This window comes from Mesorhizobium sp. GW821-FHT04C10, assembly GCF_059420305.1.
The window spans coordinates 2,752,343-2,777,188 of record NZ_JBWKTL010000001.1; the positions used below are offsets into that span (position 1 = coordinate 2,752,343).

The following is a 24,846-nucleotide window of genomic DNA, read 5'->3' on the forward strand; positions in this document are numbered from 1 at the left end:
GGCAATCTCGCTTTCACCGACTGGAGGCAGGATTTCGGGCAAAGGTCGAACGGCTGAGATGGCGGCTGTGGAAATCCCCAATCTGACCGACAGCGCCCGCGCCGTGCTGCGCCTGCTCGCTTCGCACGGGCCGGTGACACGGCCGAAGCTCGGCGCCATGCTCGACCTGTCGAAGCCGACCATGTCGGCGGCGGTCTCGGAACTGAGCGCGCTCGGCCTCGTCGCCTCGCGTGGACTGGAGCGCGGCGCCATCGGCCGCACGGCGACGATCTACGGCATCGGCCCGGGTGCGGGCTATGCGATCGGCATCGATGTCGGCGCCGCGCAGGTGCGCGCCGTCGCCTATTCGATGGACGCACAGAAGCTGGCGTCCGCGGAAGAACCGATCCCGGAAACGATAGCCGGCGATGCCGACGAGGTCGGTGCCGTCGTGCTGTCGGCGGCGCGTGCCACAATGGCTGGGGTGGCCAGGAGTTTTCGCGCGCTGCGCGCCATTGCGGTGGCCGTGCCGCGCATCGTGTCCAACGATCGTTTTGACCGCCCTGGTGGGCCGTCGGCCGTGCTTGGCCTGCTGCGCCGCAGCATCGAGGTGCCGATCATCCTGGAAAACAACGTCAACTGCGCGGCCATTGGCGAAATGCATTTTGGCGCCGCGCAAGGCCACCAGACCTTCGCCTTCCTGCAGGTTGGCGTGCGGGTCGGCCTCGGCTTCATCACCGAGGGGCGCCTGTTTCGCGGCGCCGGCGGTGCGGCCGGCGAAATCGGCCGCATGCCGTTTCCGTGGTCGACCAGCGAGACGCCCTATCGTGAGGGGCTGGAACACTATCTCGGCTCGCGGGCGCTGATCGAGCGCTGCCGTGTCGACTGGCCAGCACAGGAAGGAGCACCGCCGGACTCGGCCAAGGATCTGTTCGCGCGTGCCCTGGAGGGCTCGCCGCCGGCGGTGGCGGCCGTGGCGCGCCATGCCGCCGATATCGGCAGGCTGGCGGCGGGCTGCATCGGCATGCTCGACCCCGGGCTGATCGTGCTTGGCGGCGGCGTCGGCAGAAACCCGCTGATGACAGACAATGTCGCGCATGTCGCGGCGGAACTTGCCTGGCCGACGCGGATCGCCGTCAGCTCGCTGGAAGACGGCGGCACGGCGCTCGGCGCGATGAAGCTGGCTGTCGATTACAGCCTTGGGCTGATGCTGCGCGAAGGCCGCCATCCGGCTGTTGTACTGCCGCCGCTGTCCGAAGTGACGCAAGAGGCGACGGTCGCTCAGGCAAAGGACGTCTGAAAAAAGAAAGGCAGGCGCGGGCGCCTGCCTTCGAATTTAGATGCTCGGTGCTTTAGGCAGCCGCGGCAATCTGCTGGCCAGCCACCACGGCGTCGACCTTGGCGGTCGCCTTGGCGAGCGCTGATGTCACCGCGTCAGGGCCCATGCCGACACCTTCGATGCGGATGACGTCGACATCGGTCATGCCGAGGAAGCCGAGCACGCCGCGCAGATAGGTAATGGCGTGATCGAACTGCACGGCCGCGCCCTCGGAATAGATGCCGCCCGAAGCCAGCACGATATAGACCTCCTTGCCTGTGACGAGGCCCTTGGAGCCGCTCTCGAGGGCCTGCGGTGCCAACATGGCACCGATTGTTTATCTTCCCCCGATTTCCGTTCGATAATTTTTTGGCTTATGGCTTCGGTATCCCAGTCATCTTTTTGAAACATCCGTCAAACGACAGATTACGACAGAGATCGCCAAGAACGCCTGCGGGTACTTGTTGTGTGGCATCGGGTCGCGGGAATGTTTTCGCGGGCTCATTTGAGCCCGAAAGAGCGGCGGCAAGTTTGATGAGCACAAAGATGATCATAACCCATAGCCACCCGGTAACAGGTGATCGACCCGCCGAACCGGTGGTTTGGCTCGATGGTGCGATCGTTTCGGGCTCAGGGTCCTGTCGCGGCGTGGACGCAATACGATATTGGGGTGCCGTCTCAGGATCGATTAGCGCGTGCAACCAGTCAAGCTGTTGACGCTCCCAATGGTTCGATCCGCGATTGCGTGTCCAGCGAAATCGTTCGTCAAGCAAGTCAAGCAGGCGCGGCGTCATCCAGGGCTCGGCCAACGGACGCTGCCGCTCGCCAAAGCCTGATTGCTCGCAAACATAGGCCCGCATGCGGGTTTCAAACTCTTGAATGTCATCGATCGTCTGTAGGAACTCGCCATCCAGAATTGCCAGCCAACTGTCTATTCTCTGCCATTTCGATGGTTCGGCGATAAGTGTTTCGACAGCTTTCATGGCGCGCAGGGCGGGCGCTTCGATGGCAATTGAAGCCGTGCGGGCAAGAGCCGTTTCTTTCGACGCATTTGGTTCGATGTTTTCGATAAGGAGCGTCTCGATATCATCTTCCATGGTCCGCAAAGCGTGTGCTTCGAGGATAGTGGGAACCGCACTCTCGTCGGATAGTGGCACGTTCTTCAACGCGGTCGCGTCGGTGTCTTCGGCAATTTGTGTCTCGTTAGGCGAAGTAATTTCCCTGAAATACTCCCGTCTTTTGACTTGATCGCGCGCCTGCTCGAATGCCTGACGCAATGCAATGAAGCCGTCGCGATCTTCATTGACGTTGATCAGTTTGAGTTTTGTAGCGTATGCGCGCTTGATTTCGCCTTCGGTGACGTCTTCCCGGTCGGATATTCCGAGCATGGAAAACGCATTAATAGACATCGTAATTCTCTAACGCTTCGAGCTCTTCCGTAATCTGGGATCGCGCGGCGGCGATTTCCTTGGGATATTGCCGGGCAAGGATCGCCTCGAATTCCCCAAGCCATGTCGACAACACCTTGCGTTGCGGACCCAAGGCATTTTCAAAAGCTTTCGTGATGCGCGCGACAAGCGCTGCGTTAACCGCTTCTTCGCGTGGATGGATCTTGATCCGTTCAAGTTCCGCCAGGCGTTGCAGAATGTCTTTTTGCGAAAGAGCGCCCGGATTGCCTTCTATGACAAGTCGATGAGCCTTGCCATCGGTGACGACCGTTGCGATGACTTCGAGCACTCCGGACGTATCGTAGGTAAATCGAACATCGACCGCTTCATTTGCATTGCGGTTGACGGGAATAGGAACGCTCAATGTGCCTATCTTAACATTGTCGCGTACCAGCGGCGCCTCACCCTGAAAGACATTGAGTTTCACTTCTTTCTGGCCGGGAGCTACAGCATGGAAACGCTCAACCCGGCTCGCTGGAATAACCGTGTTGCGCTCGATGATTGGAGCAAAATACCCGGGCAGCGTCGGGTCGTTCGGTCCAACTCGATGGCTTGTCTCGATACCCAAGGTGAAGGGTGCAACATCGGTCATGACGATGTCGTCGAGTGCCTGATGCCGGGAAGCAAGCCCGGCCTGTACCGCCGCGCCCAGGGCCACGACATGATCGGGGTCGTGATCATGTTCTGGAAAACGCTTGAAAAGCTTGGTTATTGCAGACTTGATGATTGGCATTCTCGTTGCGCCGCCAACGAGTATGATACGATCGATCTGGTCGTTGCCCAGGTTTGCGTCGCGCATCGCGCGCTGTAAAGGGGCCTTCATCCGGTTGACTAACTGCGTCGTTGCCTCCTCAAAGCGATCGGCAGAGAGAGAAAGATGCTTCTGTTCGCCGTCCAGGACATATCGGATATCTGCGTCTTGGCTGATTGAAAGCTTGTGCTTTGCTTCGTCAGCCAGCGCACGCAGCCGTGACAGATCTCCCTTTCCCAAATCATCACGGCCAAGATCCTTGGCCAGCAACGCTACAAGGATATCCGTGAAGTCTTCTCCGCCCAGAAATGCGTCCCCGGCCGACGCCCGCACCTCCATGACGCCAGAAAACATCTCCAGAATTGAAACGTCGAATGTGCCGCCGCCAAGATCCACGACAAGAAAGGTGCTTTCATCGCCCTTGCGATGCAGCCCATAAGCCAAGGCCGCCGCGGTCGGCTCATTGATCAGCCGGCTTACCTTAAGGCCCGCGAGTTGTGCGGCAGCGATCGTTGCCTTGCGTTGCACGTCGTTGAAGTAGGCCGGCACGGAAATAACCGCATCGTCAATAGGGCGCTGGAGATGCGCCTCGGCGTCTGCTTTCAAGGAGCGCAGAATGAACGCGGACAACTCTTCCGGGCGAAATGTCTTGCGTCCGAGACGAACCATATGGTCCGTGCCCATATAACGCTTGAATCGTGCCGTGCTTAAATCGGGATTGGACACGAGCCTGTCCTTGGCGGCCTGGCCGACCAGCAAGTCACCACTGTCGCTAAGCCCTACGGCAGAAGGCGTCAGAAAACCGCCGACAGCATTGGGGATCAATATGGGGCCTTCGTCGGTAAAATGAGCTACCAACGAGTTGGTCGTGCCAAGGTCAATGCCGAGAACTGGGAATTCGGACAAACAAGTCTCCGTCAGAGGTTTTGAGGTAGCTTGTCATTTTTAACGCATGTGACTTGCGCATGCTATACTTGGCAAAAAACTTAAAACTGGACTTATCTGAATAATCAGACACATGTGAAGAGGATTCGACGACAGCGCGCACAAGGTTACGTGGCGATATCGCGGCGCGTCCCAATATACGCGCTGCTCCGTTCCAGTCGACGTTCGTGGAACAACAAAAAAGGCAGGCGCCGGAGCGCCTGCCTTTTCAAGTCAGGTCTAGAATGGCTGACGCTTACGCAGCCGCTGCGACCTGCCCTTTTGCGGTCGTCGCCACCACCGCGTCGACCTTGGCGGTCGCCTTGGCGAGCGCTGATGTCACCGCGTCAGGGCCCATGCCGACGCCTTCGATGCGGATGACGTCGACATCGGTCATGCCCAGGAAGCCGAGCACGCCGCGCAGATAGGGAACCGCGTGATCGAACTGGACGGCAGCGCCTTCCGAATAGATGCCGCCCGAAGCCAGCACGATATAGACCTTCTTGCCGGTGACGAGACCCTTGGGGCCGTTCTCGCCATAGGCAAAGCTCCTGCCGGAACGGGCGATGTGATCGACCCAGGACTTCAGCGTCGAGGAGATGTTGAAGTTGATGAAGCCGGTGGCCAAGATCACCGTGTCGGCGGCGAACAGCTCGTCGAGCACGACGTCGGAGACGCCGACGACTTCAGCCTGGCGCGGTGTGCGGGCTTCGGCGGGCGTGTAGATGCCGGTTGAATAGTCGGCATCGATATGCGGCAGCGGGTTGGCGACGAGGTCGCGCACGACAAGCGTGTTCGACGGATCGGCCGCGAGGAGTTTCTCGGCGAATTCGGTGGCGATGCGGGTTGAATGCGAGGCAGCGCCACGCGGGCTCGAGGTTACAAGAAGAATGGACATAGCGGGTCTCTCCAGTGGAATGAATTGTCCCGCCACATATGGGGCTATTAACCCATCAGATAAACTGGTATATTTTCTATACGATCCATCCACAAAATAGATACATTGATGCAGCCAAATCCGACCCTCGATCAGCTTCAGATCCTTGTCGCCGTCGCCGATACCGGAAGCTTCTCGGCCGCCGGCCGCAAGCTCAACCGGGCCCAATCGGTCATCAGCTATGGCATCGCCAATCTCGAGGCGCAGCTTGGGCTGAAGCTTTTCGAACGCGAGGGCACCCGCGAGCCGCAGCTGACCGAGATAGGCCGGGCGATGCTGGAGGATGCAAGGCGCATGATCGGCGTCCTGCAGCGCATGCGCTCTCGGGTCGATGGCCACCATCATGGGCTTGAGGCGGAAGTCGCGCTGTCGGTCGATGTGCAGTTGCCCGCACCGGTGCTGGTGCGCGTGCTGAAGGCATTCGAGGCGCAGTTTCCGACCGTGATGCTGCGCCTGCATATCGGCACGCTCGGCGTGATTCCAGATCACGTCGTCAGCGGACAAGCCGATCTTGGCATTGGTGGCCTTCTCGGCGAGGTCGACGTGCATCTCATTCGCATTGGCTTCATGACACTGGTTCCGGCCGCTGCACCCAGCCACCCGTTGGCACAATTGCCGAAGCCCGTGGCGATCGAGGATGTGCGCGAGCATATCCAGCTTGTCGTCACCGACCAGTCCGAGCGCACCAAGGGGCGCGACTATGGCGTCTTTGCCTACCGGACATGGCGGCTGACGGACGTGCGCACCAAACACATGCTGATGCGCGAGGGGCTGGGCTGGGGCGGGCTGCCGCGTTGGCTGATCGCCGACGACCTGGCTGCCGGCCGCCTCGTTGAACTTGATCTCGAACCCTACAAGGAAGTGAATTCGCCGCTGTTTGCCATGCACCGCACCGATCGCAGCCCGAAGCCGGCCGCCGCCTGGCTGATCGAACGGTTCAAACGCGGGCTCGGCTGCTTCAACGAGTTCGAGCCGGGCGAGGTGCCTGGCGAGGAGCTGGAGACAATCCGTCAATCAGCGCCATGAGCACGGCGCGATAATCCTCGGCTGAAGCGCCGGCCTCGATGGCGAGCGCGGCGCGGTCGAAGGCGGAGGCAAGCATCGCGGTCAGTGCATCCACAGGCAATCTCGCCACCATGTTGGCCCGCATCGCCGCGACCAGGCCTTCGCGCAGCGAGCGGTTGCCGTGGCGGTTGTCGACCGCATCCATGGCGACGCGGCCGAGCACGGCCGGGCCGTCGAGCAGCAACAGCCGCGTGCGGCCGGGCAGGCGCATGGCGGCGAGATAGGCGTCGGATCCGGCGATGAGCGCATCGCGGGCTTCGAGCGAGGGTGGCGAGGCGCGGTCGATCTCGTCCGCCACCGCCTGCGCCTCCTGCTCGACCACGGCGGCAAACAGCGCCTGCTTGTCGGCGAAGTGGTGGTAGAGCGCGCCGCGCGTCACGCCGGCCGCGACGACGATCTCCGGCGTGCCGGTCTCGGCATAGGATTTCTCGGTGAACAGCTTCCGCGCCGCCGCGATCAAATCGGCGCGTGTTGCCTCGGTGCGGTCGCGGTTGGAACGGCGTCCGGAATCCTGTTGCATACATACAGCCTGTATGTTAATTCGACTTACATACAGACTGTATGTTATGCCCAGGGAGAAGGAAAGATGAAGACCACCAGCTATTACCCGGTGCTGATGACCGGCGACGTTGCCGGCACGGCGGCCTTCTACGTCAAGCATTTCGGCTTCCAGCCGCTGTTTGAAAGCGACTGGTACGTGCATCTGCAATCCGCCGAGAACAAGCGGGTCAATCTGGGCATCGTCCAGGGCGACCACGAAACCATCCCGGAAGAGGGGCGAGGGCGCATCTCGGGCCTGCTGATCAATTTCGAGGTTCGCGATCCTGATGCGGTCTACCAGCGGGTTCTGGCCGCCGGCCTGCCGGTTCTGCGAACACTGCGCGACGAACCCTTCGGCCAGCGCCATTTCATCACCAGGGATCCCAACGGCGTGCTGATCGACGTCATCAAACCGATCCCGCCCAGCGAGGAATTTCTGGCGCAGTACGCCGAGGGCGCCGCGGGGGTGTGAGCGACTGTTCCGGGAGGGCTGTGGCCAGATTTATTTATCGCTGAAGTCCGCGCTGCCCCTCATTGCCCTGCCGGGCATTTCTCCCCGTATAGTGACGGGGAGAAAGACGCCCTCATCGGCGATTTCGCCAGCCATCAACCTTGCAAGAAGAGCGCCGAGGTTGCGCCCAGCCACCTTCTCCCCGTCAATATACGGGGAGAAGGTGGCGGCAGGCGGATGAGGGGCGGCGCTGACGCGCGTTTTCCAGCAGCGATAGGCGATCAGCCCGCCCGTGCCACCGGCGTCACCGCCACCTGGCTGACGCCGGTGCGGCGCACCACCGTGCACAGCGTCTCGCGGCCGATGCGCTCGGCGTCGAGCATGCGCACGAGGTCGTCGACGCCGGTGACCGGGCGCCCGTCTATTGCCGCGATGATGTCGCCCTCCTTGAGGCCGGCCTTGTCCGCCGGGCCATTCTTCTCGACGCTGCGCAGCCGCACTGCCGTGCTGGTCGACACCTGCGACAGCAGGGCGGCGCGGCGCGGCAGATTGGTGGTGTCGGCCGAGATGCCGATGAAGGCGCGTCGCACGCGGCCGAAGCGGATGATCTCCGAGATGACGAAATTGGCCGTGTTGGAGGCGACCGCGAAGGCGATGCCTTGCGCGCCGTGGATCATGGCGGTGTTGACGCCGATGACTTCGCCCGCCGACGACACCAGCGGCCCGCCGGAATTGCCGGGATTGAGTGCCGCATCGGTCTGGATGACGTCGTCGATCAGCCGGCCGGTCGAGGCGCGCATCGAGCGGCCAAGTGCGGAGACGACGCCTGACGTGACCGTCCATTCGAAGCCGAGCGGATTGCCGATGGCAATGGCGATCTGGCCGCGCCTGAGCCGCTTGGAATCGCCCAGCGGCGCGACATCGGCAAAGCTGCCGTCGGCCCGCACCAGGGCGATATCGGTGTCGGGATCGCGGCCGAGCACGCGGCCCTCGCTGGAAGCGCCGTCGGGCATCGACACGCGCACTGTTTTTGCGTCACCCACGACATGGAAGTTGGTGACGACCAGCCCGTCCGGCGCAATCACGAAGCCGGAACCATGGCCGCCCTGGCCACCAATGCGTTCGATGCGGCAGACGGCCGGGCCGATGCGGTCGACAGCGTCGGCGACCGTCATGGAATAGGCGTCGAGCAGCGTGTCATCGGATTGGAATTTGGCGGCGGCGAGGGCCATGGGCGGGCTCCGTGTTTTCAGGCGTAACGACGCCTTTTGTCTTGTGCATATCGTTGTCCCAAAACCGCTGAGCACTTTTGGGCAACACGCACTATATGTGCGGAGCGGCCGGAACCGCCGCGACCTGACCAGATGGCCAGTCAAACCGCCAACTAGCCGTCAGGCGAGTACCTCCAGGGGCGCCGTCGGGCGATATCTGGGACATGACGAACCCCAGGAGACCATCATGAGTGACTTCAATCTGAATGCGTTTTCGCAAGCCGTTGCCGACCTTGCGGCACAAGCGGCGCCGGCGACCGCGAGCTTCACGACCCATCATCACCGCACGGCAAGCGCCTTCCACTGGAGCGACGGCTATTTCGTCACCGCCGAGGAGGCGGTCGAGGCCGGCGAGGAGATCGAGCTGACGCTGGCTTCGGGCGAGACGGTGAAGGCCGAGCTCACCGGCCGCGATCCTTCGACGGGCGTTGCCCTGCTGAAGCCGGCCACTGCCGTGAATGCCGCGCCGCTGGCCAAGGCCGACGCGGTACGGCCCGGCAATGTCGCCATTGCCATCGGCAACAGCCAGGGCTCGGCGCTGGCCGTGTCGGGCTCGGTCGGCGAAGTCGGCCCGGCCTGGCGCTCGATGCGCGGCGGCACGATCGACCGGCGCATCAATCTGGCCGTCGGCGCCGGCGGCCGTTTCGAGGGCGGTCCGGTGCTCGACGCCAAGGGCGGGCTGATCGGCATGCTTCTGTTCGGGCCGCGCGGCCGGGCGCTGGTCATGCCCTATGAGACGATCGAACGCGCGGTCGCGACCCTGCGCGAGAAGGGGCACGTCGCCCGCGGTTACCTCGGCGCGGGCCTGCATCCGGTGCGCGACCGTGACGCGAAGGGCGCGATGGTGATGAGCCTCGACGACAATGGCCCGGCCAAGGCCGCTGGCCTTTCCCTCGGCGACATCATCGTGGCTTGGAATGGCGAGGCGGTGCATGGCCCGCGCGACCTGATCCGCAGGCTCGGCCCTGACAGCGCCGGGGTTTCCGTGACGCTTGGCGTGGTGCGCGGCGGTGAACAGCGCGATGTGACATTGACCATCGGCGAAAAGCCGCTGAGCTGAGAGGATTGATGGAAGCGCTCTCCAGCGACCGGATCATGAGTGACGGTGCTGCTTCGCGGCGGCTTGTGGTGCTGATCGCGCTTGGCGATGCCGCGCGCGCCGAGCGCCTGGCCGCCACGCTTGCCGCCAGCGATGACCTGCTGCCGGTGGTGGCCGGCGGCGGCAGGGCCGACGTCGCCATCATCGACGACAGGAGCGGAGATGCCGTGCCGGCCTCGGTTCCACGGGTGTTGCTGGGGCGTGCTGGCGGCGAGCGGCCCGCCGGCGAGGTGTTCGCCATAATGCCCGCTGGCGCCGATGATCTGCTGATCGCCGCGGCGGCGCGGCTGGCGGCGGCCGGCTATCGCGTCACCGGCGATGGCGGCCACGGACGCGATGAGGATTTCCATACGGGCGAGGGTGCGCCGTTCGAGGATGAACCGGCCGACGACCATGCCGTTCGCCCGGCACTTTCGCCGCGCGAGGCGGAAGTGCTGGCGCTGCTCGCCGAAGGCGCGCCCAACAAGGTGATCGCGCGGCGGCTCAGTATCTCCGTGCACACGGCGAAGTTCCACGTCGCCGCGATCCTGATCAAGCTGGGGGCTGCAAATCGTACCGACGCCATTGCGATTGCGATGCGGCAGGGGCTGGTGCTGGTTTAGAAAAGCTTGGGTTCCTCGCCCCCGCAAACATGCTACGGGATGCACACATTCCAAGCAGCTGGTCTTGGCGATAGCGTGCATGGCAGCTTGCGCATGCATTTTCTTATGCGGCGCTGGTCGACCCCCACTCCGTCTCGGCTTCGCCGAGCCACCTCTCCCCCGATCGACGGGGTAGAGGAAAGGCGCCAGGCTTTTTGCCGTCAACGCTTATCTTGCTAGGCTCCCTTCCTTTCCCTCCGGAGGGGGGAAAGGTGGCGCTGCGAAGCAGCGACGGATTGGGGGAACCACATGGCAATCAAGCCTCGCACCGATCAAGTCATGCAAGTCACAGAAAATGTGTGCATGGCGTAGCACATATGTGGGGGCGAGGAACCCAAGTTCTGTGAGACCCTCCGCAACGTCACCATGGCATAGTACCTCAGCCTCTTGTATCCCGCAGCGCCACAGGCAAGGATCGCGCAAAGAGCCAAAGCCACCGGAGGGAAAAATGTCGCTCAAGGGAAAGACGCTGTTCATCTCCGGCGGATCGCGCGGCATCGGACTGGCGATCGCGCTGCGCGCGGCGCGCGACGGCGCCAATGTGACGATCGCGGCCAAGACCGCCGAGCCGCATCCGAAGCTGCCCGGCACGATCTATACCGCCGCCGAAGAGATCGAGCAGGCCGGCGGCAAGGCGCTGCCCGTGCTGTGTGACATCCGCGAGGAGGCGCAGGTCGCCGAGGCGGTTGCAAGGACCGTCGAAAGATTCGGCGGCATCGACATCTGCGTCAACAACGCCAGCGCCATCCAGCTCACCGGCACGCTGGAGACCGACATGAAGCGCTATGATCTGATGCACCAGATCAACACGCGGGGCACCTTCCTGGTCTCCAAAATGTGCATTCCGCACCTGAAGTTAGCCAGCAATCCTCACATCCTGAATCTGGCGCCGCCGCTCGACATGAAGGCCAAGTGGTTCAAGAACCATGTCGCCTACACCATGGCCAAGTTCGGCATGTCGATGTGCACGCTGGGCATGAGCGCCGAATTCGCCAAGGACGGTATCGCGGTCAATTCGCTGTGGCCGATCTCGACCATCGATACGGCGGCGGTGCGCAATCTGCTGGGTGGCGCCACGGTGGCGGCAATGAGCCGGTCGCCCGACATCATGGCCGACGCCGCGCATGCCATCTTCATGCGGCCGTCGCGCGAGGCATCAGGCAATTTCTACATCGACGAGGAAGTGCTGCGCGCCGAGGGCGTCAGCGACTTTTCGGTCTATGCGCCCGATGCGACCGGACCGCTGGCTGGCGACTTTTTCGTGCCGGACGAGGTGTTTGCGCGGACGGACAGCAAGATCAAGAATATCTACTAGCCCTTCGACGCAGAGCACTTCATTTCGAGATTGGCTCCAACAGCCGTAGCTTCGTCATCCTAGAGCGAAGCAAGGAGCGCAGCGACGCGGCGCAGACCCCGGGATCCATGCCGGGACTCCAAAGCGTCACTACGGTCCAGAATTCTGCACCGCTGCACTACACGTCTAAGGTCACGGAATGGATCCCAGGGTCTCCGCGACGCCGCTGCGCGGCTGCTCCGCCCTAGGATTGTTTGAGAAGGATCGGGTAGTCTGGCGGCCGGGACTGCGGCCCATCACAACCGGCAGTCCCGGCGGCAGGCGACCGTCCCTGGGATCGGGCAACACCCGACGTCATCATGGTCCCTGCCGTCTTTGTCCGCCATCGCTTGGAGAGTTGATTGGCCGCTGGCTCGCGCCACGCCCGCAAACAATCCGAAGCCTGACAAGGATACCACCAGCATGGCCTTCTTGCATCAACAACCGAAACTGTGCCTCGGCCTCGATATCGCCAAGGACACCATCACCGCCGCCGATGGCACCACCACCCATGTCATCGACAACCAGCGACGCACGATCCGCGCCTTCCTCAAGAGCCACAAGCAGGCAGACCTTGTGGTCTGTGAACCGACCGGTGGCCATGAAGGCCTGCTGCTCGAAGAGTGCCTGCGTGCCGGCATCGCCTGCCATCGCGCCGACACGCTCAAGGTCAAGAGCTTCATCCGCTCCTACGGCACCCACGGGAAGAGCGATGCCATCGATGCCGCGATGTTGAGGGCCTACGGCCGCGAACGCTGGGAAAAGCTGACCCTTTGGCAGGCTCCGGACCCCGACGAGACCCGCTTGCGCGCCTTGGTGCGCCGCCGCCAGGAGCTCATCGCCATCAAGATCGCCGAGAAGAACCGCGCCAAGGCACCTAGTGCTCGAGACCTCGCCGCCTCCTTCGAGGCCGTGATCAAAGTCGTCGAGCGTCAGATCCAGGCGATCGATGCAGCCATGCGCGAGCTGATCGCCAACAGCAGCGCCCTCAAGCATCGAGCCGCCATCTGCACGGCCATGGACAGTCTCGGCCCAATCGTGGCCGCCAAGCTGCTGGCCATCTTGCCCGAACTCGGCACCATGACACGTCGAAAGGCTGCCGCGCTTGCAGGGCTCGCGCCTCATCCAAACGACAGCGGACAAAAGCAAGGCTACCGCAAAATCCGTGGCGGACGACCGGAGATCAGGAGCATGCTCTACATGCCCGCATTGCACGCCGCTGCCGGAAGGGGCGAGTTCGCAACCTTCTACAAACACCTCATCGCCAACGGCAAAAAGCCAATGGTGGCCATCGCTGCAGTCATGCGAAAGATCGTCGTCACCCTAAACGCCAGGCTCAGAGACGCCACCATTCCTCAGAGTTGATGACGAAGTTGGGGAGGCTTTGGCCAGTCCGCGTCGAGTATCAGCCTATCTCGTCCTTCTTGCCTTTGCTCAGGCCCATCAGCCGGTCGATATAGGCCAGCATCAGCGCCGACACGACGAAGGTGAGGTGGATGATGGTCAGCCACATCAACTGGTCGGTCGAATAGGAGGACGAGTTGAGGAACACCTGCAAGAGGTGGATGGAGGAGATGGCGACGATGGTCGAGGCGACCTTGACCTTGAGCGATCCGACATCGATCGTGCCCAGCCAATGCACGCCGCTGCCATCCGGGTCGTCGAAGCGGCTGACGAAGTTCTCGTAGCCGGAGATGATGACCATCACCACCAGCGAGGCGACGAGGGCCGCATCGATCAGGCCGAGCATCTTCAGGATTGTGTCGGTGTCGCCGAGCAGGAACACCATGGTGATGAACTCGTAGAGCTTCTTGGCGAACGACAGCGCATAGACGGCCAATGCCAGGCCAAGACCGATATAGAAGGCGACCAGAAGCCAGCGCGAGGCGAGTATGATCGATTCGATGGCGAGTTCGAGACGCTTCATAGAGTGGTTCCAGTTGTTCTCGGGTCGGTGATCAGGCCGTATTTCGACCACGCGAACGCTTTTTGCAAGATAGCAAAAAACCCCGCCGGAGAGGGCCGGCGGGGCTCAATGCGTCCCGCTGGAGTCGGGACGGGGCAGGGAACGCCCAGTCCTGAATCTGGGGTGAGCGGGCCCGCGATTCAATGAGCCGGCTTTAATGCCGGGACAAATCTTCTTGAGCCGAAGCTCCGGATCCGAACCTTTCCCATCCCCGGCCGAGCCGGGGATGGGCGCTTCCAGCGTTGAGTCCGCAAATCAGGTCATGATTTTGAAATCATGATCTAATTGTTGCTGGCAACGGGTGCTACCAGCGAGGTGATACGGCGGATGGCGACACGCCGGTTCTCACGGTTGGGCGCCGAGGTGTTTACCTTCAGATACTCCTCGCCATAGCCCTGCGTCGTCAGGTTCTCCGGCGGGATGCCGAAGGCATTGGTCAGCGCTTCGGCAACCGCTTCGGCACGGCGGTCCGACAGAGCAAGGTTTGCCTCCGGCGTGCCGACGGCGTCGGTGTGGCCCTCGATCAGGAAGGTCTCGGCCGGGTTCTTCTTCAACAGCTTCTCCATGGCGTTGGCGACGCCCTCAAGCTTCTGCACCTCGGTGTCGGAGATCGAGGACGAGCCGAATTCGAAGTTCAGCGTGTCGAGGTCGACGCGGCGCGCAATGTCGCGCACACGGGCCGAGCGCTTGACCTCGTCGATCGAATAGAGGCGCTGGACCCTCTCCACCGGCGGCTGTTCGAGGAAGGTGTAGTAGTCGTCCGGGCTTTCCACGTCCTCGGAATCGAGGATGTAGTCACGGCGCGGGATGGTCAGCCGCATCGGCGGCAGGTCATCGCCGGGATCGCGCCAGTCGCCCTCATCCTGATAGTCCTGCTCGTCGACATAGCTCAGAACATATTCGCGCCCGTCAGGCGTGATGCGTGAACGCTGGATGACATCGCCATAGCGGTTGCGGATGGTGACGATCCGGATGCCGTTGTCGCGCTCGACCGTCTCGCGCGTACGGTTCTGCGGCAGGTCCTCGTAGTAGACGTCCCTGGCACCGCGATTCATACGCGGACCGTCATTGCTCTGGACGATCGTCTGGCCGCCGAGCTGGATGATGACGCGGTTGCCGATCTCCTTGAGCACGTCAACGCCCTGGGGGCGGCGGCGGTCGCGGATGTTCTCATCGGGCGCACGGTCGCGGCGTTTGCCCTTCTCTTCCGTCACCGGGACAAACTTTTCGGGCTTGATCTCCTGCTGGGCTGCCTTGTCGTCGGTTGGAGGCGGCCCCTGGTCGACGGGAGCGACCACAGGCTTCTGCCCCTGATCACCGCCTTGCTGGGCGTTCTGGCCACCATTCTGCTGCTCGCCATTCTGCTGGCCGTTCTTGTCGCCATGCTTGCGGCCGCCGCCCTTGCGTTCGGCGTCCTTCTGGCTGTCGAGGAGGGGGGCAGCGTTCTTGTCGGCGGGAGCTTCGCCTTGTACGGGATTTTCGCCCTGGACAGGCGCGGCCTTGCCGCCATTTGCCGGCTGTTCGCCATTGACCGGCTGTTCGCCAGTGGCTGGCTGTGCGCCCGTGGCCGGCTGTTCGCCATTCGCGGGCTGTTCGCCCGTCGGCTTCTTGCCGTGCTTCTTTGTCTTGTCCTGGGGCTGCTCGCCCTGTGTCGCCGGCTGTTCGCCGGCCGGAGCCGTTTCAGCCTTGGGCGTCGTCGCTTCGCCGGCCGGAGCTTCCTTCGGCGTCGGAACGGCTTCCGGCGTCACTGCCGGGACGGCGGGCGCCTCTTTCTGCTGGTCCGCCTTGTGTTTCCTGCCGGGCTTTGTCGGCTGGTTGTCGTTGGCGGGCTCTGCCTGCCCCGCGGGAGCCTGTTCGGCCGGCGCCTGCTCGGTCTGCTGCTGCTGGTCGCGCTTCTTCTTGCGCGGCTGCTGCTCCTGGGCGGCTGGTGCGGCCTGTTCGGCCGGCGCCTGCTCGGTCTGTTGCTGCTGGTCGCGCTTCTTCTTGCGCGGCTGCTGCTCCTCGGCGGCTGGTGCGGCCTGTTCGGCCGGCGCCTGCTCGGTCTGCTGCTGCTGGTCGCGCTTCTTCTTGCGCGGCTGCTGTTCCTCGGCGGCCGGTGCGGCCTGTTCGGCCGGCGCCTGCTCGGTCTGTTGCTGCTGGTCGCGCTTCTTCCTGCGCGGCTGCTGTTCCTCGGCGGCCGGTGCGGTCTGTTCGGCGGGAGCCTGTTCGGCCTGTTGCTGCTGGTCGCGCCTCTTCTTGCGCGGCTGCTGTTCCTCAGCGGCTGGAGCGGCCTGCTCGGCTGCCGGCGCTGCCTTCTCGGCGGGGGCCTGCTCGGTCTGCTGCTGATCGCGCTTCTTCTTGCGCCGCTGCTCCTGGTCGCTCTGTTGTCCCTCGTCGGCGGGTGCGTCCTGGGCCAGGATCAGCGGCGTTCCACCGCGCTGCATGGGGTCGAACGCGGCACTTCCCTGAAGCGGGAACGCGCCCAACGGCGCGGATGCCATCAGCAGGCCAAGTGCTGTGCCTGCCAGAATCCGTGGTTGGCGTTTCATCGAAAACTCTCCTTGTGGGGTCCCATCCTTGCCGAAACCGATCTTGGACCGATTGGTTCCAGTTTGGTGGGGATAGATGCCGTACAGGGCGATTGGCCGGCCTTTTGAAGGCAACTTCGTGTCATTAGACCAGCCTAAGGTCCGATTCCAGCCCTTACCGCGCTTGACCTCGGCGGCGGCCGGGGCCACATCCGCGAGATGGAAACGCCATTCTGGAAAACAAAGACGCTGGAAGCGATGAGCCCGACCGAGTGGGAATCACTGTGCGATGGTTGCGGCAAATGCTGCCTGTCGAAGCTCGAGGACGAGGATACGGGCGAGATCTACTGGACAAGTGTCGGCTGCCGGCTGTTCGATGCGCAGAGTTGCCGCTGCGCCGACTATGCTAACCGGCTGGCGCGCGTTCCCGATTGCGTCGGCCTGACGCCGCAGAATGTGCGCACCATCAGCTGGCTGCCCAGCACCTGCGCCTATCGGCTGGTGGCCGAGGGCCGTGATCTCTATTGGTGGCACCGGCTGGTGTCGGGCAGTGCCGAGACCGTGCACGAGGCCGGTATCTCGATGCGCGGCCGGGTCAAGGCGAGCGAGACCGAACTGGCCGAGCCCGAAGATTACTTTGACTATATACTCGACGACGAGCCTTGAGGCTGGTGTCCGCCAGGAATCGGGGCATCGGGGCCATATTGTTGTTGTTCGAAGACCGGCGGAGGTTTTTCTTGCCGCCACATGAACCGCAGATGAACGGCGAGTTCGTAAATAGTTCAGACAGGCCAGTGCATTGTCCCGCCATCGGTTTCACGAGGACGGGCGCAAGCCCGCAACAAGGAGAGAGAAGCATGTACACCAAGATCAAGACGGCAGCCCTTTCGGCGCTGGTCGGCCTCGGCACGCTGGCCGCCATTCCCGCCCATGCCGACAGCCTCTATCTCGGCTTCGGCAACAACCAGGATCCGCGCTTCGGCGTCTATGCCGGTGATGACGGCTATCGCCACCGCCGTGACGAGCGCCGCGACGACTGGCGCCGTGGCTGCTCGCCCGACCGCGCCCTCGACAAGGCCGAGCGCATGGGGCTGCGCCGTGCCCGCATCGTCGACGCCAACCGCCGCGTGGTGAAGGTGATGGGCCGCCAGTATGGCGATCGCGTCGTCATCGTCTTCGCCAATGAGCGCGGCTGCCCGATCATCAACCGCTGAAGCCTCTTGATGGCGGAGCCCCCGTCCGATCGGACGGGCGCGGCTCGAAAAACCCCGCGGGAGCGATCCCGCGGGGTTTTTCCTTGCATCGTATCGACTGCAGGTCATCCGTCCCCGGCACCGCCGGCGACGGATGATCGTTGCTTCAGCCGGCTGTCATTTCAGCTCGAAGGTGACGGTCACCTGGACATTGTAGGCGTTTTCGCCGGCCTGGGTCGGCACCGCCGACCGGGCCGCGTCGAATGCCTTGGCGTTGATCGCCATCGGCGCCGGAGCGACGTTCTGATCGGAGATTTCCAGCACCCGGCCGATGCTGACGCCGGCGGCCTCGGCCAGCGTCTTGGCCTTGGCGATGGCGTTGGCAACCGCCTTCTTGCGGGCTTCGGTGATGGTGGCATCAGGATTGTCGTTGGTGAAGGAGATGCCGCCGCCCTGGTTGACGCCGAGAGACACAGCCTTGTCGAGGATCTCGCCCGTCTTGTCGATGTCGCGCACGCGAACCGCCAGCGTGTTGGTGACCTGGTAGGCGACGAGTTCGGCCTCCTGGCTGCCGTCGGGCTTGTTGGTGAAGTTGTAGCGCGGATTGATCTGGATGCCGGCGGTCTGCAGGTCGCGATCCTTGATGCCGGCCGCCTTCATCGCCGCGATCACCGCGGCCATGGCGTCGTTGTTGGCATCGAGCGCCGCGCGCGCCGTCTTGGCCTCGCGCATGACGCTGAGCGACAGCAACGCCAGGTCGGGAGGTGTGGTCGCTTCGCCTTCGCCCGATACGATGATGCGGGCGGGCGTCGGCGAATCGGCGGCTCCAGCCATCGCCGGAAAAGCGATTGCAGCGGCGAGCGCGAGGGGCAAAAGATGTCTGGTCATGAAAATCTCCGTGGTATGCGATCAGGTCGCAAGCGTCGCGTAGAGCGCGATTATGGGTTGATTTGGGCGATCAGCGAAAGCCCGTCGCGAAAGCCTTGTGCCGCGATGCGAAAAACATTAATCCAGCCGGCGTGGGGCCTGTAGCTCAATGGTTAGAGCCGGCGGCTCATAACCGCTTGGTTGGGGGTTCGAGTCCCTCCGGGCCCACCATAACCATTGATTTTATTGGCAAAAATGTGGCTTTGCCCACGGCTTGCCCCACACCTTGCCCACGGGCGGGGCGAACTGCCTGAAAATGATCAAAGGCGCCTCTCTTAGCCATTCCGCGATTCCTTTATCACCTTACGATCCGCAAACTCGTCCGCCGCTTCATCTGACCGCGCTTTTCCTCACGCAGGTTGACGGCTCGCGCGATATCGACGGCGATCCGCTTCTTGTTAGCGTCGCGCACTTTGTCGTCGGTCACCGTCATCGAGGAATGACCCACGGCGTCCATGATGGACGCGCGCTTGGATGTTGCATTCTGCCAGATAGGTTCCGAAGGTGCGGCGTAGCCCATGCAGCGTATATCCTTCGGCGATATCCGCTTGCCGCGTCCAGTGTTGCATCATGCCTGTCAGGCTCATTTCCGAGAACGGCTTCCCATACGCGGTCTTGAGGACAGTGCCCCCCTTCGACCGGTCAAGCGGTTCCAAGGTTGTCGCCAACTTGTCAACGACCGGTATGAACATCTCCCTTCCGCCATGGCGATTTCGGTTCTTCCAATTCGAGCGAGCCGTCGAACAATTCGATCTCCTCCGTGACGAGATCATCCCACTCAAGGTTGGCGATGTCGCCGCGGCGATTGCCGAGCCAGAAGCCAAGGGCATAGCAGGTCCGAGCGGGCGTACCGATTGTATGCCGTTCCTCGTACTTCTCTTTGCTCCGGTGCCTCGCGATGAAAGAGAACCTCATGTCACTTGCCTCGCGAAGTAGGCTGCGGCCTTTTCCATCGCGACAGGGGCCTTTGCTAGCCGGAGACCCGAAGCTACAACAGCGACCGCAGGAAGGGTCCTGCCCGAAGAATCGAAGGGTCGTATGGCGCGGAGCAAACCGGCAACTTTGAAGGATGTGGCGGCACTTGCGCATGTATCGCGCGCAACCGCGGCCCGCGCCCTGAACAGCTATGGCTATGTTGGCGACGAGACTGCCAAGAAGGTGCAGGCGGCGGCGGGAAAGCTCGGCTATCGAGGCAATCGCCTGGCGCAGGCATTGCGCAATGGGCAGCTGCCGATTGTCGGCTGCATTCTCGGCGACATCCAGAACCCGTTCTTCGCGCGCATAGCCCATGACATCGAAGTGCTTGCCCGCGAATGGGGGCATAATCTCGTCATCGGCAGCAGCGAGGAGGAACTGGATCAAGAGATCTCGCTCTTGGCGAGTCTCCAGTCGCTTTCTATCCGAGGCTTCATCGTTGCACCGACATCAGCCGAGAACAATGCGCATCTGCAAGGCCTGATCGCGGAAAACGTGCCACTGATCCTGATCGACCGTGTCGCCGAGGGCGTCGACTGCGATAGTGTCGTGGTCGACAATGAGGGAGGAGCGCGCAAAGCGGTCGAATATCTGATCGCCATGGGCCACCGCCGTATTGGGCTGCTGCAGGACGATATGCGCATCTTCACCTCCCGCGCGCGCATGACCGGCTACCAGACGGCGCTTGCGGCCGGCGGCATCGGGTCCGACGAACGGATGATCGCGGTCTCGCAATCGACGGTCGAGCATGCTGTCGACGCAACGATACGTTTATTCAGCCAGAAGACACCGCCGACGGCGCTTTTCACGGTCGACAGCCTCATGACGCAGGGCGCGCTTCTTGCCTTTCGTTCGATGGGGATTTCCATTCCCCATGACGTTTCGCTGATCGGATTCGACGATTTCAACCTGGCGACATTCACCGATCCGCAGATCACCGTCGTCTCGCAGCCGGTCTCGGAAATAGGACGCGCGGCGGCCCGGCTCCTGTTCGATCGGCTTGCCGGGAAAACCGATCCACCGCGAAAAGTCCGGTTCGAAACCAAGCTGATCATTCGTGGTTCGGTCAGTCGGCGCGGCGGCTGAACCTCGAAAACGTGTGTCCTATTTTTTTGAAAGCCTACTTGCCAATACGGAATTCTCGTGCGCTAAATGTGTGTGAGATCGATCTCACACACATTCTCAAGGTCATAGTCTCAAGATCATTGAGTGAGGACGCCCGCGTGGTTCGGGGGCAAGTGCGGAACGCAAAACGGGAAGTTTCAAATGCTCAATTTCGATAGGGATCGCTTTGTGAAGATCCAAAGCGGCGCGGTTGCAATCGCCAAGGACGTGCGTGTCCTGATGCGCGACCTGCTGGACGGCGGTCTGGAACGCATCTTCTTCATGGGAACCGGCGGCGTGCAGTTTCTGACCCTGCCGGCCATTGAGCTTGCGCGCAACACGACGCTTTTCCCGGTTTCCGCGGCCTATCCCGCCCAGGTGGTGCTGGAGCCGCCGGCGGGCCTCGACGGTAAGGCGCTGGTCGTTCTGCCCTCACTCTCCGGCACCACCAAGGAAAGCGTGCAGCTTCTCGCCTTCCTGAAGGAGCGCGGCGTCAAGACGTTGTCGCTCACCGGCCACAAGGATACCCCGCTCGGCCGCGACGCCGACTACAACTTCACCAACTTTGCCGAGGACGACACCTCTTCGGAATCCTTCTACCTCCAGACCCTTCTCATCGTGCTGGCCCTCTTGGCCGAGCGCGGCGAATTTGCCGATTTCGACGCGACCGTGGCCGAGCTGGCGCTGCTGCCGAAGCTGCTGGTTTCGGTGAAGGAAGGCTACGAGGCCGAAGCCGCCGCCCTCGCAAGGGAGATCAAGGACGAAACCTACCATATCTTCACCGGCGCCGGCTCCGTCTGGCCGGAAGCGCACTATTACGGCATGTGCATCCTCGAGGAGATGCAGTGGATCCGCACCCGCCCGGTGCAGGCATCCGACTTCTTCCACGGCACGCTCGAACTGGTGGAGCCGGGCGTCAGCCTGTTCATCTTCAAGGGCGAGGACGCGTTCCGTCCGCTGACCGACCGGGTGGAGAACTTCGCCAAGCGCTACACCAACAAGGTGCGCGTCCTCGATGCGGCTTCCGCCACCCTGCCGGGTATCTCGGCCAAAACGCGCGGCCTCATCTCGCCGATCGTCCTCGCAACCATGCTGGAGCGCCTCAGCGCGCATCTGGAGGTGCTGCGCGACCACCCGCTGACCACGCGTCGCTACTACAAGCGCGTCGAATATTGAGCTTTGCGGTCCGGCGCCACCGCCGGAACGCATGCCTGACGAGACAAAATCAACAGAGAGGAACTGCGAAATGAAAGCCAATATTTTCTTGAGCACGCCCAGCCTCGCGGCCATCGTTGCCGCCGCCTTCGTCATCGGCGGCGTCAGTGCCGCATCCGCTGCCGGCCCGGTCGTCGCTGATCCCAATGCGAAGGTCGATTATTCGGGCACGCTCAGCGTACTGACGAAATTCGGCCTGCAGCAGCTTTCTCCTTTCTTCGTCGACACCGCCAAGAAATATGAAGCGCTTCATCCCGGCGTGAAGGTCGAACTCATCCAGGAGAGCGACGACAGCGTAAAGGGCAAGACCAAGGCGCTCGTCGCGTCCAATTCGCTGCCGGACGTCTACTTCACGTGGACAGGCAGCTGGGGCGAGAACTTCGTGCGCGGCAACCGCGCCGTCGATCTGACCCCCGTCATCGGGCCGAACACGGAATGGGGCAAGACGCTCGCGACCGCTGCCGTCTCCGCCTTCCAGTACAATGGCAAGCTCTACGGCATTCCGCTTTATCTGGACGCCAAGTTCATGGGCTACAACAAGAGCCTGTTCCAAAAGGCCGGCATTGCCGAGCCCAAGACCTTCGACGACATGCTGAGTGCCTGCGCGGCCCTCAAGAAGGCCGGCGTCACGCCGATCTCCTTCGGCAATAAGGAAGGTTGGCCGGGCGTCCATTATGCGGGGCAACTCCTTGCCTATAATGTGCCCCAGGCGACCCTCGAGAAGGACTTCGTTCCGGCCACCGCCGAATATACCGATCCGGGCTATGTCGAGAGCCTGAAGCAGTACAAACAGCTGATCGACGAGTGCTCGGACGGATCGGGCACGAACGGTTCCTCGTATGCCTCGGCCTTGCAGCAGTTCAGCAACGGCAAGTCCGCGATGTACTATCAGGAGATCATCGAGTTTGATCAGTCGACGGCCGACGGCGCGCTCAAGCGCGAGGATTTCGGTTTCTTCAAGCTGCCGGTCCCGAAGGACGCCAAGGGCGACGTAAAAGCCATCGAAGGCGCGCCGGAGGGCTACATGATCAACGCGGCCTCGAAGAACGTCCCTCTCGCGATCGATTTCATGCGCTTCGTCACCTCGGCCGAAAACGGTAAGGTCCTGTCGGCAACGCCTTACGGCCAGCCGAGCGCAACGGTCGGCGGCTATTCGGCGGAGACCATGAACCCGACCGTTGTCGACGGCCTGAAGGTGATCGCGGATTCCTCCTATCTCATGCCCTGGCTCGATACCGCGAACCCGCCGCGCGTGGCGGCTGCCTGGCTGTCCGGCCTGCAGGCGCTGATCGGCGGCTCGATGACCCCGGAACAGGTCATGGAACGGGTGAAGGAAGCGGCAGCTCCGTCGAAGTAGGATTTGGCCAGCGATGACCGCCATGCAGCCTGGGCACAAGGGTGAAGCCGTCAAAATCGGCATTGCCGGGCCGAGCCGGTCCAAGAGGGACTGGCTCGGCCCTCTGGCCGCCGTTTGGTCGTTCCGCTGGATCCTCGCCGCCTTCGTGCTGATCCTCTGGTTCGTCTACTATCCCATCATCGACAACTTTGTCGTCAGCACGAAGAACCAGGACATCTTCACCGGCGAAACCGCTTTCGTCGGACTGGAAAACTATCGCCGCCTGCAAGCCGATCCGGTGGTCTGGATCTCGATCGTCAACAACACGCTCTATGCCGTCATCTCGGTCGTCTTCCAGGTCTTCGGCGCCTTCGTGCTGGCGGCGTTGATCGAAGGGCTCGCCGAGGAGAGATGGCGTCGCTTCTGGCGCGCCGTCTATTTCGTGCCGTCGGCCATCTCGATCACCGTGACCGGCCTTCTCTTCTACTTCATCTATCAGCCCGACATAGGCCTTCTGGATTCGGCGCTGACGCAGGTCGGCCTTGCAGGATGGTCGCGTGCCTGGCTCGGCGAGGAAGGGACGGCCATCTATGCCATCATAGCCATGAGCCAATGGCAGGGCTTCGGCTATTCGACGCTGCTGTTCGCCATCGCCATCCAGAAGATCCCGCGCGACCTCTACGACGCGGCGACCATCGACGGGGCGGGAACCTGGCGACGCCTGTGGAGCATCACCTTTCCCCTGACCCGGGAGATGACGGGCCTGATGGTGATCATCACCATCACCGGCGCGTTCCAGGTCTTCAACGAGGTCATGGTGATGACCGGTGGCGGGCCCAACAACAGCAGCCAGGTGCTCGGCACATGGCTCTATCAGCAGGGTTTCATCGAGAACGACTTCGGCTACGGCGCGGCGATCGCATCGGTCATCTTCGTCATCACGCTCATGACCGGCTTTGCACAGCTCTGGTACACGAAAAGGCGGAGGGTCGAGCTGTGAGCCACTCCTATCAGCCGCGCCAGATGGAGCGCACGGACTTCGTCGCCGTGCTGGCGAAGGTCTGCCTCGTCACCTTCCTTACCAGCCTCGGCATCGTCGTGCTCTATCCGCTGTTCTGGATGGCCCTGAACGGCTTCAAGACCAACGCGGAGATCTTCGGCAATCCGTTCGCGCTGCCAAGCGGCTTCAACATCACGAACTACATCGCCGCCTGGAATCAGGGCATTCGCAACTATATCGCGACAAGCGTCATCGTCACGATCGGATCGGCCTTCTGCACCGTGCTGGTCAGTGCCTGGACCGCCTACGGCCTGACCCGCTCGAAGCTCCCGGGCAAGCCGTTCTTCGTCGGCATCGTGCTTGGCGGCCTGATGCTGAGCCCGACGGTCGCCGTCATCCCGCTGGTGCGCATGATGCAGGACCTCGGCCTCTACAATACCTACTGGGCGCTGATCATCCTCTACACCGCTTTCCGCATCCCCTTCACGACCTTCCTGATCCGCGCCTACATGCTTGGCCTGCCGCGCGACCTCGACGAGGCCGCCATCATGGATGGCGCCAGCGAAGGCCAGATCTTCTGGAAGGTGACGCTGCCGCTGTGCAAGCCGATCCTGGTGTCCTGCGTCATCCTGCACGTGCTCTTCGCCTGGAACGAGTATCTCTTCGCGATGATCTTCACCAGCGGCGCGGACCTTCAGACGCTGCCGGTCGGTCTGACCTCCATCATGGCGAAACACGGCACGAACTACGCCGTCGTCTTCGCCGCCATGACGCTCTCGGCGCTCCCCATCGTCATGGTCTTTTTCGCCGCTCAGCGTTTCTTCATCCGCGGGCTTGCCGAGGGCATGGGAAAATAGGCCAAGGTC

At 62.6% G+C, this 24,846-nt stretch carries 24 protein-coding genes, 1 tRNA gene and 1 pseudogene; 15 read left to right on the forward strand and 11 right to left on the reverse strand.

Annotation, left to right across the window (positions count from 1 at the left end; all coding sequences use genetic code 11):
- Window positions 1-58 precede the first annotated feature (58 nt).
- Window positions 59-1,279: an ROK family transcriptional regulator gene (locus AC07UC_RS13325; protein ID WP_494906164.1), complete on the forward strand. Its 1,221-nt coding sequence runs from the start codon at window positions 59-61 to the stop codon at window positions 1,277-1,279.
- Window positions 1,280-1,331: 52 nt separating this feature from the next.
- Here the strand turns inward: AC07UC_RS13325 and AC07UC_RS13330 are convergent.
- The 4 genes and pseudogenes from AC07UC_RS13330 to AC07UC_RS13345 form a co-directional block, all read right to left on the reverse strand.
- Window positions 1,332-1,601 (reverse strand): annotated as a pseudogene (locus AC07UC_RS13330) (NAD(P)H-dependent oxidoreductase); the annotation flags it as partial.
- A 70-nt stretch (window positions 1,602-1,671) separates the two neighbouring features.
- On the reverse strand, window positions 1,672-2,706 hold the full coding sequence (locus AC07UC_RS13335; protein WP_494906166.1) for a hypothetical protein: 1,035 nt from the start codon (window positions 2,704-2,706) through the stop codon (window positions 1,672-1,674).
- Window positions 2,696-4,402, reverse strand: a complete 1,707-nt coding sequence (locus AC07UC_RS13340; RefSeq protein ID WP_494906168.1) for an Hsp70 family protein — start codon at window positions 4,400-4,402, stop codon at window positions 2,696-2,698. Before AC07UC_RS13340 ends, AC07UC_RS13335 begins: the two co-directional genes overlap by 11 nt.
- 274 nt (window positions 4,403-4,676) lie before the next feature.
- Window positions 4,677-5,318, reverse strand: a complete 642-nt coding sequence (locus AC07UC_RS13345) for an FMN-dependent NADH-azoreductase (RefSeq protein WP_494906169.1) — start codon at window positions 5,316-5,318, stop codon at window positions 4,677-4,679.
- A 108-nt stretch (window positions 5,319-5,426) separates the two neighbouring features.
- Here AC07UC_RS13345 and AC07UC_RS13350 point away from each other — a divergent pair, with 108 nt between their 5' ends.
- Window positions 5,427-6,383 (forward strand): LysR family transcriptional regulator, encoded by a 957-nt coding sequence (locus tag AC07UC_RS13350; RefSeq protein ID WP_494906171.1) that lies wholly within the window; start codon window positions 5,427-5,429, stop codon window positions 6,381-6,383.
- Here AC07UC_RS13350 and AC07UC_RS13355 read toward each other — a convergent pair.
- A complete protein-coding gene (locus tag AC07UC_RS13355; RefSeq protein ID WP_494906173.1) occupies window positions 6,316-6,942 on the reverse strand; it encodes a TetR/AcrR family transcriptional regulator in 627 nt (208 codons plus the stop codon). The two genes, AC07UC_RS13350 and AC07UC_RS13355, sit on opposite strands and share 68 nt — an antisense overlap.
- A 66-nt stretch (window positions 6,943-7,008) precedes the next feature.
- Here AC07UC_RS13355 and AC07UC_RS13360 point away from each other — a divergent pair, with 66 nt between their 5' ends.
- Window positions 7,009-7,434 (forward strand): VOC family protein, encoded by a 426-nt coding sequence (locus tag AC07UC_RS13360; protein ID WP_494906175.1) that lies wholly within the window; start codon window positions 7,009-7,011, stop codon window positions 7,432-7,434.
- A 260-nt stretch (window positions 7,435-7,694) separates the two neighbouring features.
- Here AC07UC_RS13360 and AC07UC_RS13365 read toward each other — a convergent pair whose 3' ends face one another.
- Complete coding sequence (locus tag AC07UC_RS13365; RefSeq protein ID WP_494906176.1) at window positions 7,695-8,645, reverse strand: S1C family serine protease; 951 nt, start codon at window positions 8,643-8,645, stop codon at window positions 7,695-7,697.
- Window positions 8,646-8,871: 226 nt separating this feature from the next.
- Between AC07UC_RS13365 and AC07UC_RS13370 the strand changes: the two genes are divergently transcribed.
- The 4 genes from AC07UC_RS13370 to AC07UC_RS13385 all read left to right on the forward strand — a co-directional run bounded on the left by AC07UC_RS13370 (window position 8,872) and on the right by AC07UC_RS13385 (window position 13,122).
- Window positions 8,872-9,744, forward strand: coding sequence for a S1C family serine protease (locus AC07UC_RS13370; protein WP_140774586.1), 873 nt, complete (start codon window positions 8,872-8,874; stop codon window positions 9,742-9,744).
- Window positions 9,745-9,752: 8 nt separating this feature from the next.
- Complete coding sequence (locus tag AC07UC_RS13375) at window positions 9,753-10,385, forward strand: helix-turn-helix transcriptional regulator (RefSeq protein WP_494906177.1); 633 nt, start codon at window positions 9,753-9,755, stop codon at window positions 10,383-10,385.
- Between the two features lie 487 nt (window positions 10,386-10,872).
- A complete protein-coding gene (locus AC07UC_RS13380) occupies window positions 10,873-11,739 on the forward strand; it encodes an SDR family oxidoreductase (protein WP_494906178.1) in 867 nt (288 codons plus the stop codon).
- Window positions 11,740-12,180: 441 nt separating this feature from the next.
- Entirely contained in the window at window positions 12,181-13,122 is a 942-nt protein-coding gene (locus AC07UC_RS13385; RefSeq protein WP_494903677.1) for an IS110 family transposase, read from the forward strand.
- Window positions 13,123-13,162: 40 nt separating this feature from the next.
- Here AC07UC_RS13385 and AC07UC_RS13390 read toward each other — a convergent pair whose 3' ends face one another.
- On the reverse strand, window positions 13,163-13,684 hold the full coding sequence (locus tag AC07UC_RS13390; RefSeq protein WP_140774583.1) for a TIGR00645 family protein: 522 nt from the start codon (window positions 13,682-13,684) through the stop codon (window positions 13,163-13,165).
- A 320-nt stretch (window positions 13,685-14,004) separates the two neighbouring features.
- The gene (locus AC07UC_RS13395) at window positions 14,005-16,251 is read right to left on the reverse strand and encodes an OmpA family protein (RefSeq protein ID WP_494906180.1); all 2,247 of its coding nucleotides are present in this window, start codon (window positions 16,249-16,251) and stop codon (window positions 14,005-14,007) included.
- A gap of 198 nt (window positions 16,252-16,449) precedes the next feature.
- Between AC07UC_RS13395 and AC07UC_RS13400 the strand changes: the two genes are divergently transcribed.
- Window positions 16,450-16,896, forward strand: a complete 447-nt coding sequence (locus AC07UC_RS13400; RefSeq protein WP_494906182.1) for a YcgN family cysteine cluster protein — start codon at window positions 16,450-16,452, stop codon at window positions 16,894-16,896.
- Window positions 16,897-17,087: 191 nt separating this feature from the next.
- Window positions 17,088-17,444: a hypothetical protein gene (locus AC07UC_RS13405; RefSeq protein ID WP_081295150.1), complete on the forward strand. Its 357-nt coding sequence runs from the start codon at window positions 17,088-17,090 to the stop codon at window positions 17,442-17,444.
- A gap of 156 nt (window positions 17,445-17,600) precedes the next feature.
- Here AC07UC_RS13405 and AC07UC_RS13410 read toward each other — a convergent pair whose 3' ends face one another.
- Window positions 17,601-18,311, reverse strand: a complete 711-nt coding sequence (locus tag AC07UC_RS13410) for an SIMPL domain-containing protein (RefSeq protein WP_494906183.1) — start codon at window positions 18,309-18,311, stop codon at window positions 17,601-17,603.
- 134 nt (window positions 18,312-18,445) lie between these two features.
- Between AC07UC_RS13410 and AC07UC_RS13415 the strand changes: the two genes are divergently transcribed.
- A tRNA-Ile gene (locus AC07UC_RS13415) sits at window positions 18,446-18,521 on the forward strand.
- A gap of 127 nt (window positions 18,522-18,648) precedes the next feature.
- Here the strand turns inward: AC07UC_RS13415 and AC07UC_RS13420 are convergent.
- The gene (locus AC07UC_RS13420; protein WP_494906185.1) at window positions 18,649-18,870 is read right to left on the reverse strand and encodes a hypothetical protein; all 222 of its coding nucleotides are present in this window, start codon (window positions 18,868-18,870) and stop codon (window positions 18,649-18,651) included.
- A gap of 152 nt (window positions 18,871-19,022) precedes the next feature.
- Window positions 19,023-19,265 (reverse strand): hypothetical protein, encoded by a 243-nt coding sequence (locus AC07UC_RS13425; RefSeq protein ID WP_244735390.1) that lies wholly within the window; start codon window positions 19,263-19,265, stop codon window positions 19,023-19,025.
- Window positions 19,266-19,388: 123 nt separating this feature from the next.
- Here AC07UC_RS13425 and AC07UC_RS13430 point away from each other — a divergent pair, with 123 nt between their 5' ends.
- From AC07UC_RS13430 to AC07UC_RS13450, 5 genes are all read left to right on the forward strand, one after another.
- The gene (locus AC07UC_RS13430) at window positions 19,389-20,411 is read left to right on the forward strand and encodes a LacI family DNA-binding transcriptional regulator (protein WP_494906187.1); all 1,023 of its coding nucleotides are present in this window, start codon (window positions 19,389-19,391) and stop codon (window positions 20,409-20,411) included.
- Window positions 20,412-20,591: 180 nt separating this feature from the next.
- Complete coding sequence (locus AC07UC_RS13435) at window positions 20,592-21,605, forward strand: SIS domain-containing protein (RefSeq protein WP_494906189.1); 1,014 nt, start codon at window positions 20,592-20,594, stop codon at window positions 21,603-21,605.
- Between the two features lie 70 nt (window positions 21,606-21,675).
- Window positions 21,676-23,001 carry an ABC transporter substrate-binding protein gene (locus AC07UC_RS13440; RefSeq protein ID WP_494906191.1) on the forward strand — a complete coding sequence of 442 codons (1,326 nt, stop codon included), beginning with the start codon at window positions 21,676-21,678 and terminating at the stop codon, window positions 22,999-23,001.
- Between the two features lie 13 nt (window positions 23,002-23,014).
- The gene (locus AC07UC_RS13445) at window positions 23,015-23,980 is read left to right on the forward strand and encodes a carbohydrate ABC transporter permease (protein WP_494906193.1); all 966 of its coding nucleotides are present in this window, start codon (window positions 23,015-23,017) and stop codon (window positions 23,978-23,980) included.
- Window positions 23,977-24,837: a carbohydrate ABC transporter permease gene (locus AC07UC_RS13450; protein ID WP_494906195.1), complete on the forward strand. Its 861-nt coding sequence runs from the start codon at window positions 23,977-23,979 to the stop codon at window positions 24,835-24,837. The genes AC07UC_RS13445 and AC07UC_RS13450 overlap by 4 nt, the downstream gene beginning before the upstream one ends.
- The last annotated feature ends 9 nt before the right edge of the window (window positions 24,838-24,846 follow it).

Excerpts from the sequence above, each read along its gene's own strand:
- AC07UC_RS13325 (WP_494906164.1), top strand. The coding sequence starts at position 59 with ATGGCGGCTGTGGAAATCCCCAATCTGACCGACAGCGCCCGCGCCGTG.
- AC07UC_RS13335 (WP_494906166.1), bottom strand. The coding sequence starts at position 2,706 with ATGTCTATTAATGCGTTTTCCATGCTCGGAATATCCGACCGGGAAGAC.
- AC07UC_RS13345 (WP_494906169.1), bottom strand. The coding sequence starts at position 5,318 with ATGTCCATTCTTCTTGTAACCTCGAGCCCGCGTGGCGCTGCCTCGCAT.
- AC07UC_RS13350 (WP_494906171.1), top strand. The coding sequence starts at position 5,427 with ATGCAGCCAAATCCGACCCTCGATCAGCTTCAGATCCTTGTCGCCGTC.
- AC07UC_RS13355 (WP_494906173.1), bottom strand. The coding sequence starts at position 6,942 with ATGCAACAGGATTCCGGACGCCGTTCCAACCGCGACCGCACCGAGGCA.
- AC07UC_RS13360 (WP_494906175.1), top strand. The coding sequence starts at position 7,009 with ATGAAGACCACCAGCTATTACCCGGTGCTGATGACCGGCGACGTTGCC.
- AC07UC_RS13365 (WP_494906176.1), bottom strand. The coding sequence starts at position 8,645 with ATGGCCCTCGCCGCCGCCAAATTCCAATCCGATGACACGCTGCTCGAC.
- AC07UC_RS13370 (WP_140774586.1), top strand. The coding sequence starts at position 8,872 with ATGAGTGACTTCAATCTGAATGCGTTTTCGCAAGCCGTTGCCGACCTT.
- AC07UC_RS13375 (WP_494906177.1), top strand. The coding sequence starts at position 9,753 with ATGGAAGCGCTCTCCAGCGACCGGATCATGAGTGACGGTGCTGCTTCG.
- AC07UC_RS13380 (WP_494906178.1), top strand. The coding sequence starts at position 10,873 with ATGTCGCTCAAGGGAAAGACGCTGTTCATCTCCGGCGGATCGCGCGGC.
- AC07UC_RS13385 (WP_494903677.1), top strand. The coding sequence starts at position 12,181 with ATGGCCTTCTTGCATCAACAACCGAAACTGTGCCTCGGCCTCGATATC.
- AC07UC_RS13390 (WP_140774583.1), bottom strand. The coding sequence starts at position 13,684 with ATGAAGCGTCTCGAACTCGCCATCGAATCGATCATACTCGCCTCGCGC.
- AC07UC_RS13395 (WP_494906180.1), bottom strand. The coding sequence starts at position 16,251 with ATGAAACGCCAACCACGGATTCTGGCAGGCACAGCACTTGGCCTGCTG.
- AC07UC_RS13400 (WP_494906182.1), top strand. The coding sequence starts at position 16,450 with ATGGAAACGCCATTCTGGAAAACAAAGACGCTGGAAGCGATGAGCCCG.
- AC07UC_RS13405 (WP_081295150.1), top strand. The coding sequence starts at position 17,088 with ATGTACACCAAGATCAAGACGGCAGCCCTTTCGGCGCTGGTCGGCCTC.
- AC07UC_RS13410 (WP_494906183.1), bottom strand. The coding sequence starts at position 18,311 with ATGACCAGACATCTTTTGCCCCTCGCGCTCGCCGCTGCAATCGCTTTT.
- AC07UC_RS13420 (WP_494906185.1), bottom strand. The coding sequence starts at position 18,870 with ATGGGCTACGCCGCACCTTCGGAACCTATCTGGCAGAATGCAACATCC.
- AC07UC_RS13425 (WP_244735390.1), bottom strand. The coding sequence starts at position 19,265 with ATGAGGTTCTCTTTCATCGCGAGGCACCGGAGCAAAGAGAAGTACGAG.
- AC07UC_RS13430 (WP_494906187.1), top strand. The coding sequence starts at position 19,389 with ATGGCGCGGAGCAAACCGGCAACTTTGAAGGATGTGGCGGCACTTGCG.
- AC07UC_RS13435 (WP_494906189.1), top strand. The coding sequence starts at position 20,592 with ATGCTCAATTTCGATAGGGATCGCTTTGTGAAGATCCAAAGCGGCGCG.
- AC07UC_RS13440 (WP_494906191.1), top strand. The coding sequence starts at position 21,676 with ATGAAAGCCAATATTTTCTTGAGCACGCCCAGCCTCGCGGCCATCGTT.
- AC07UC_RS13445 (WP_494906193.1), top strand. The coding sequence starts at position 23,015 with ATGACCGCCATGCAGCCTGGGCACAAGGGTGAAGCCGTCAAAATCGGC.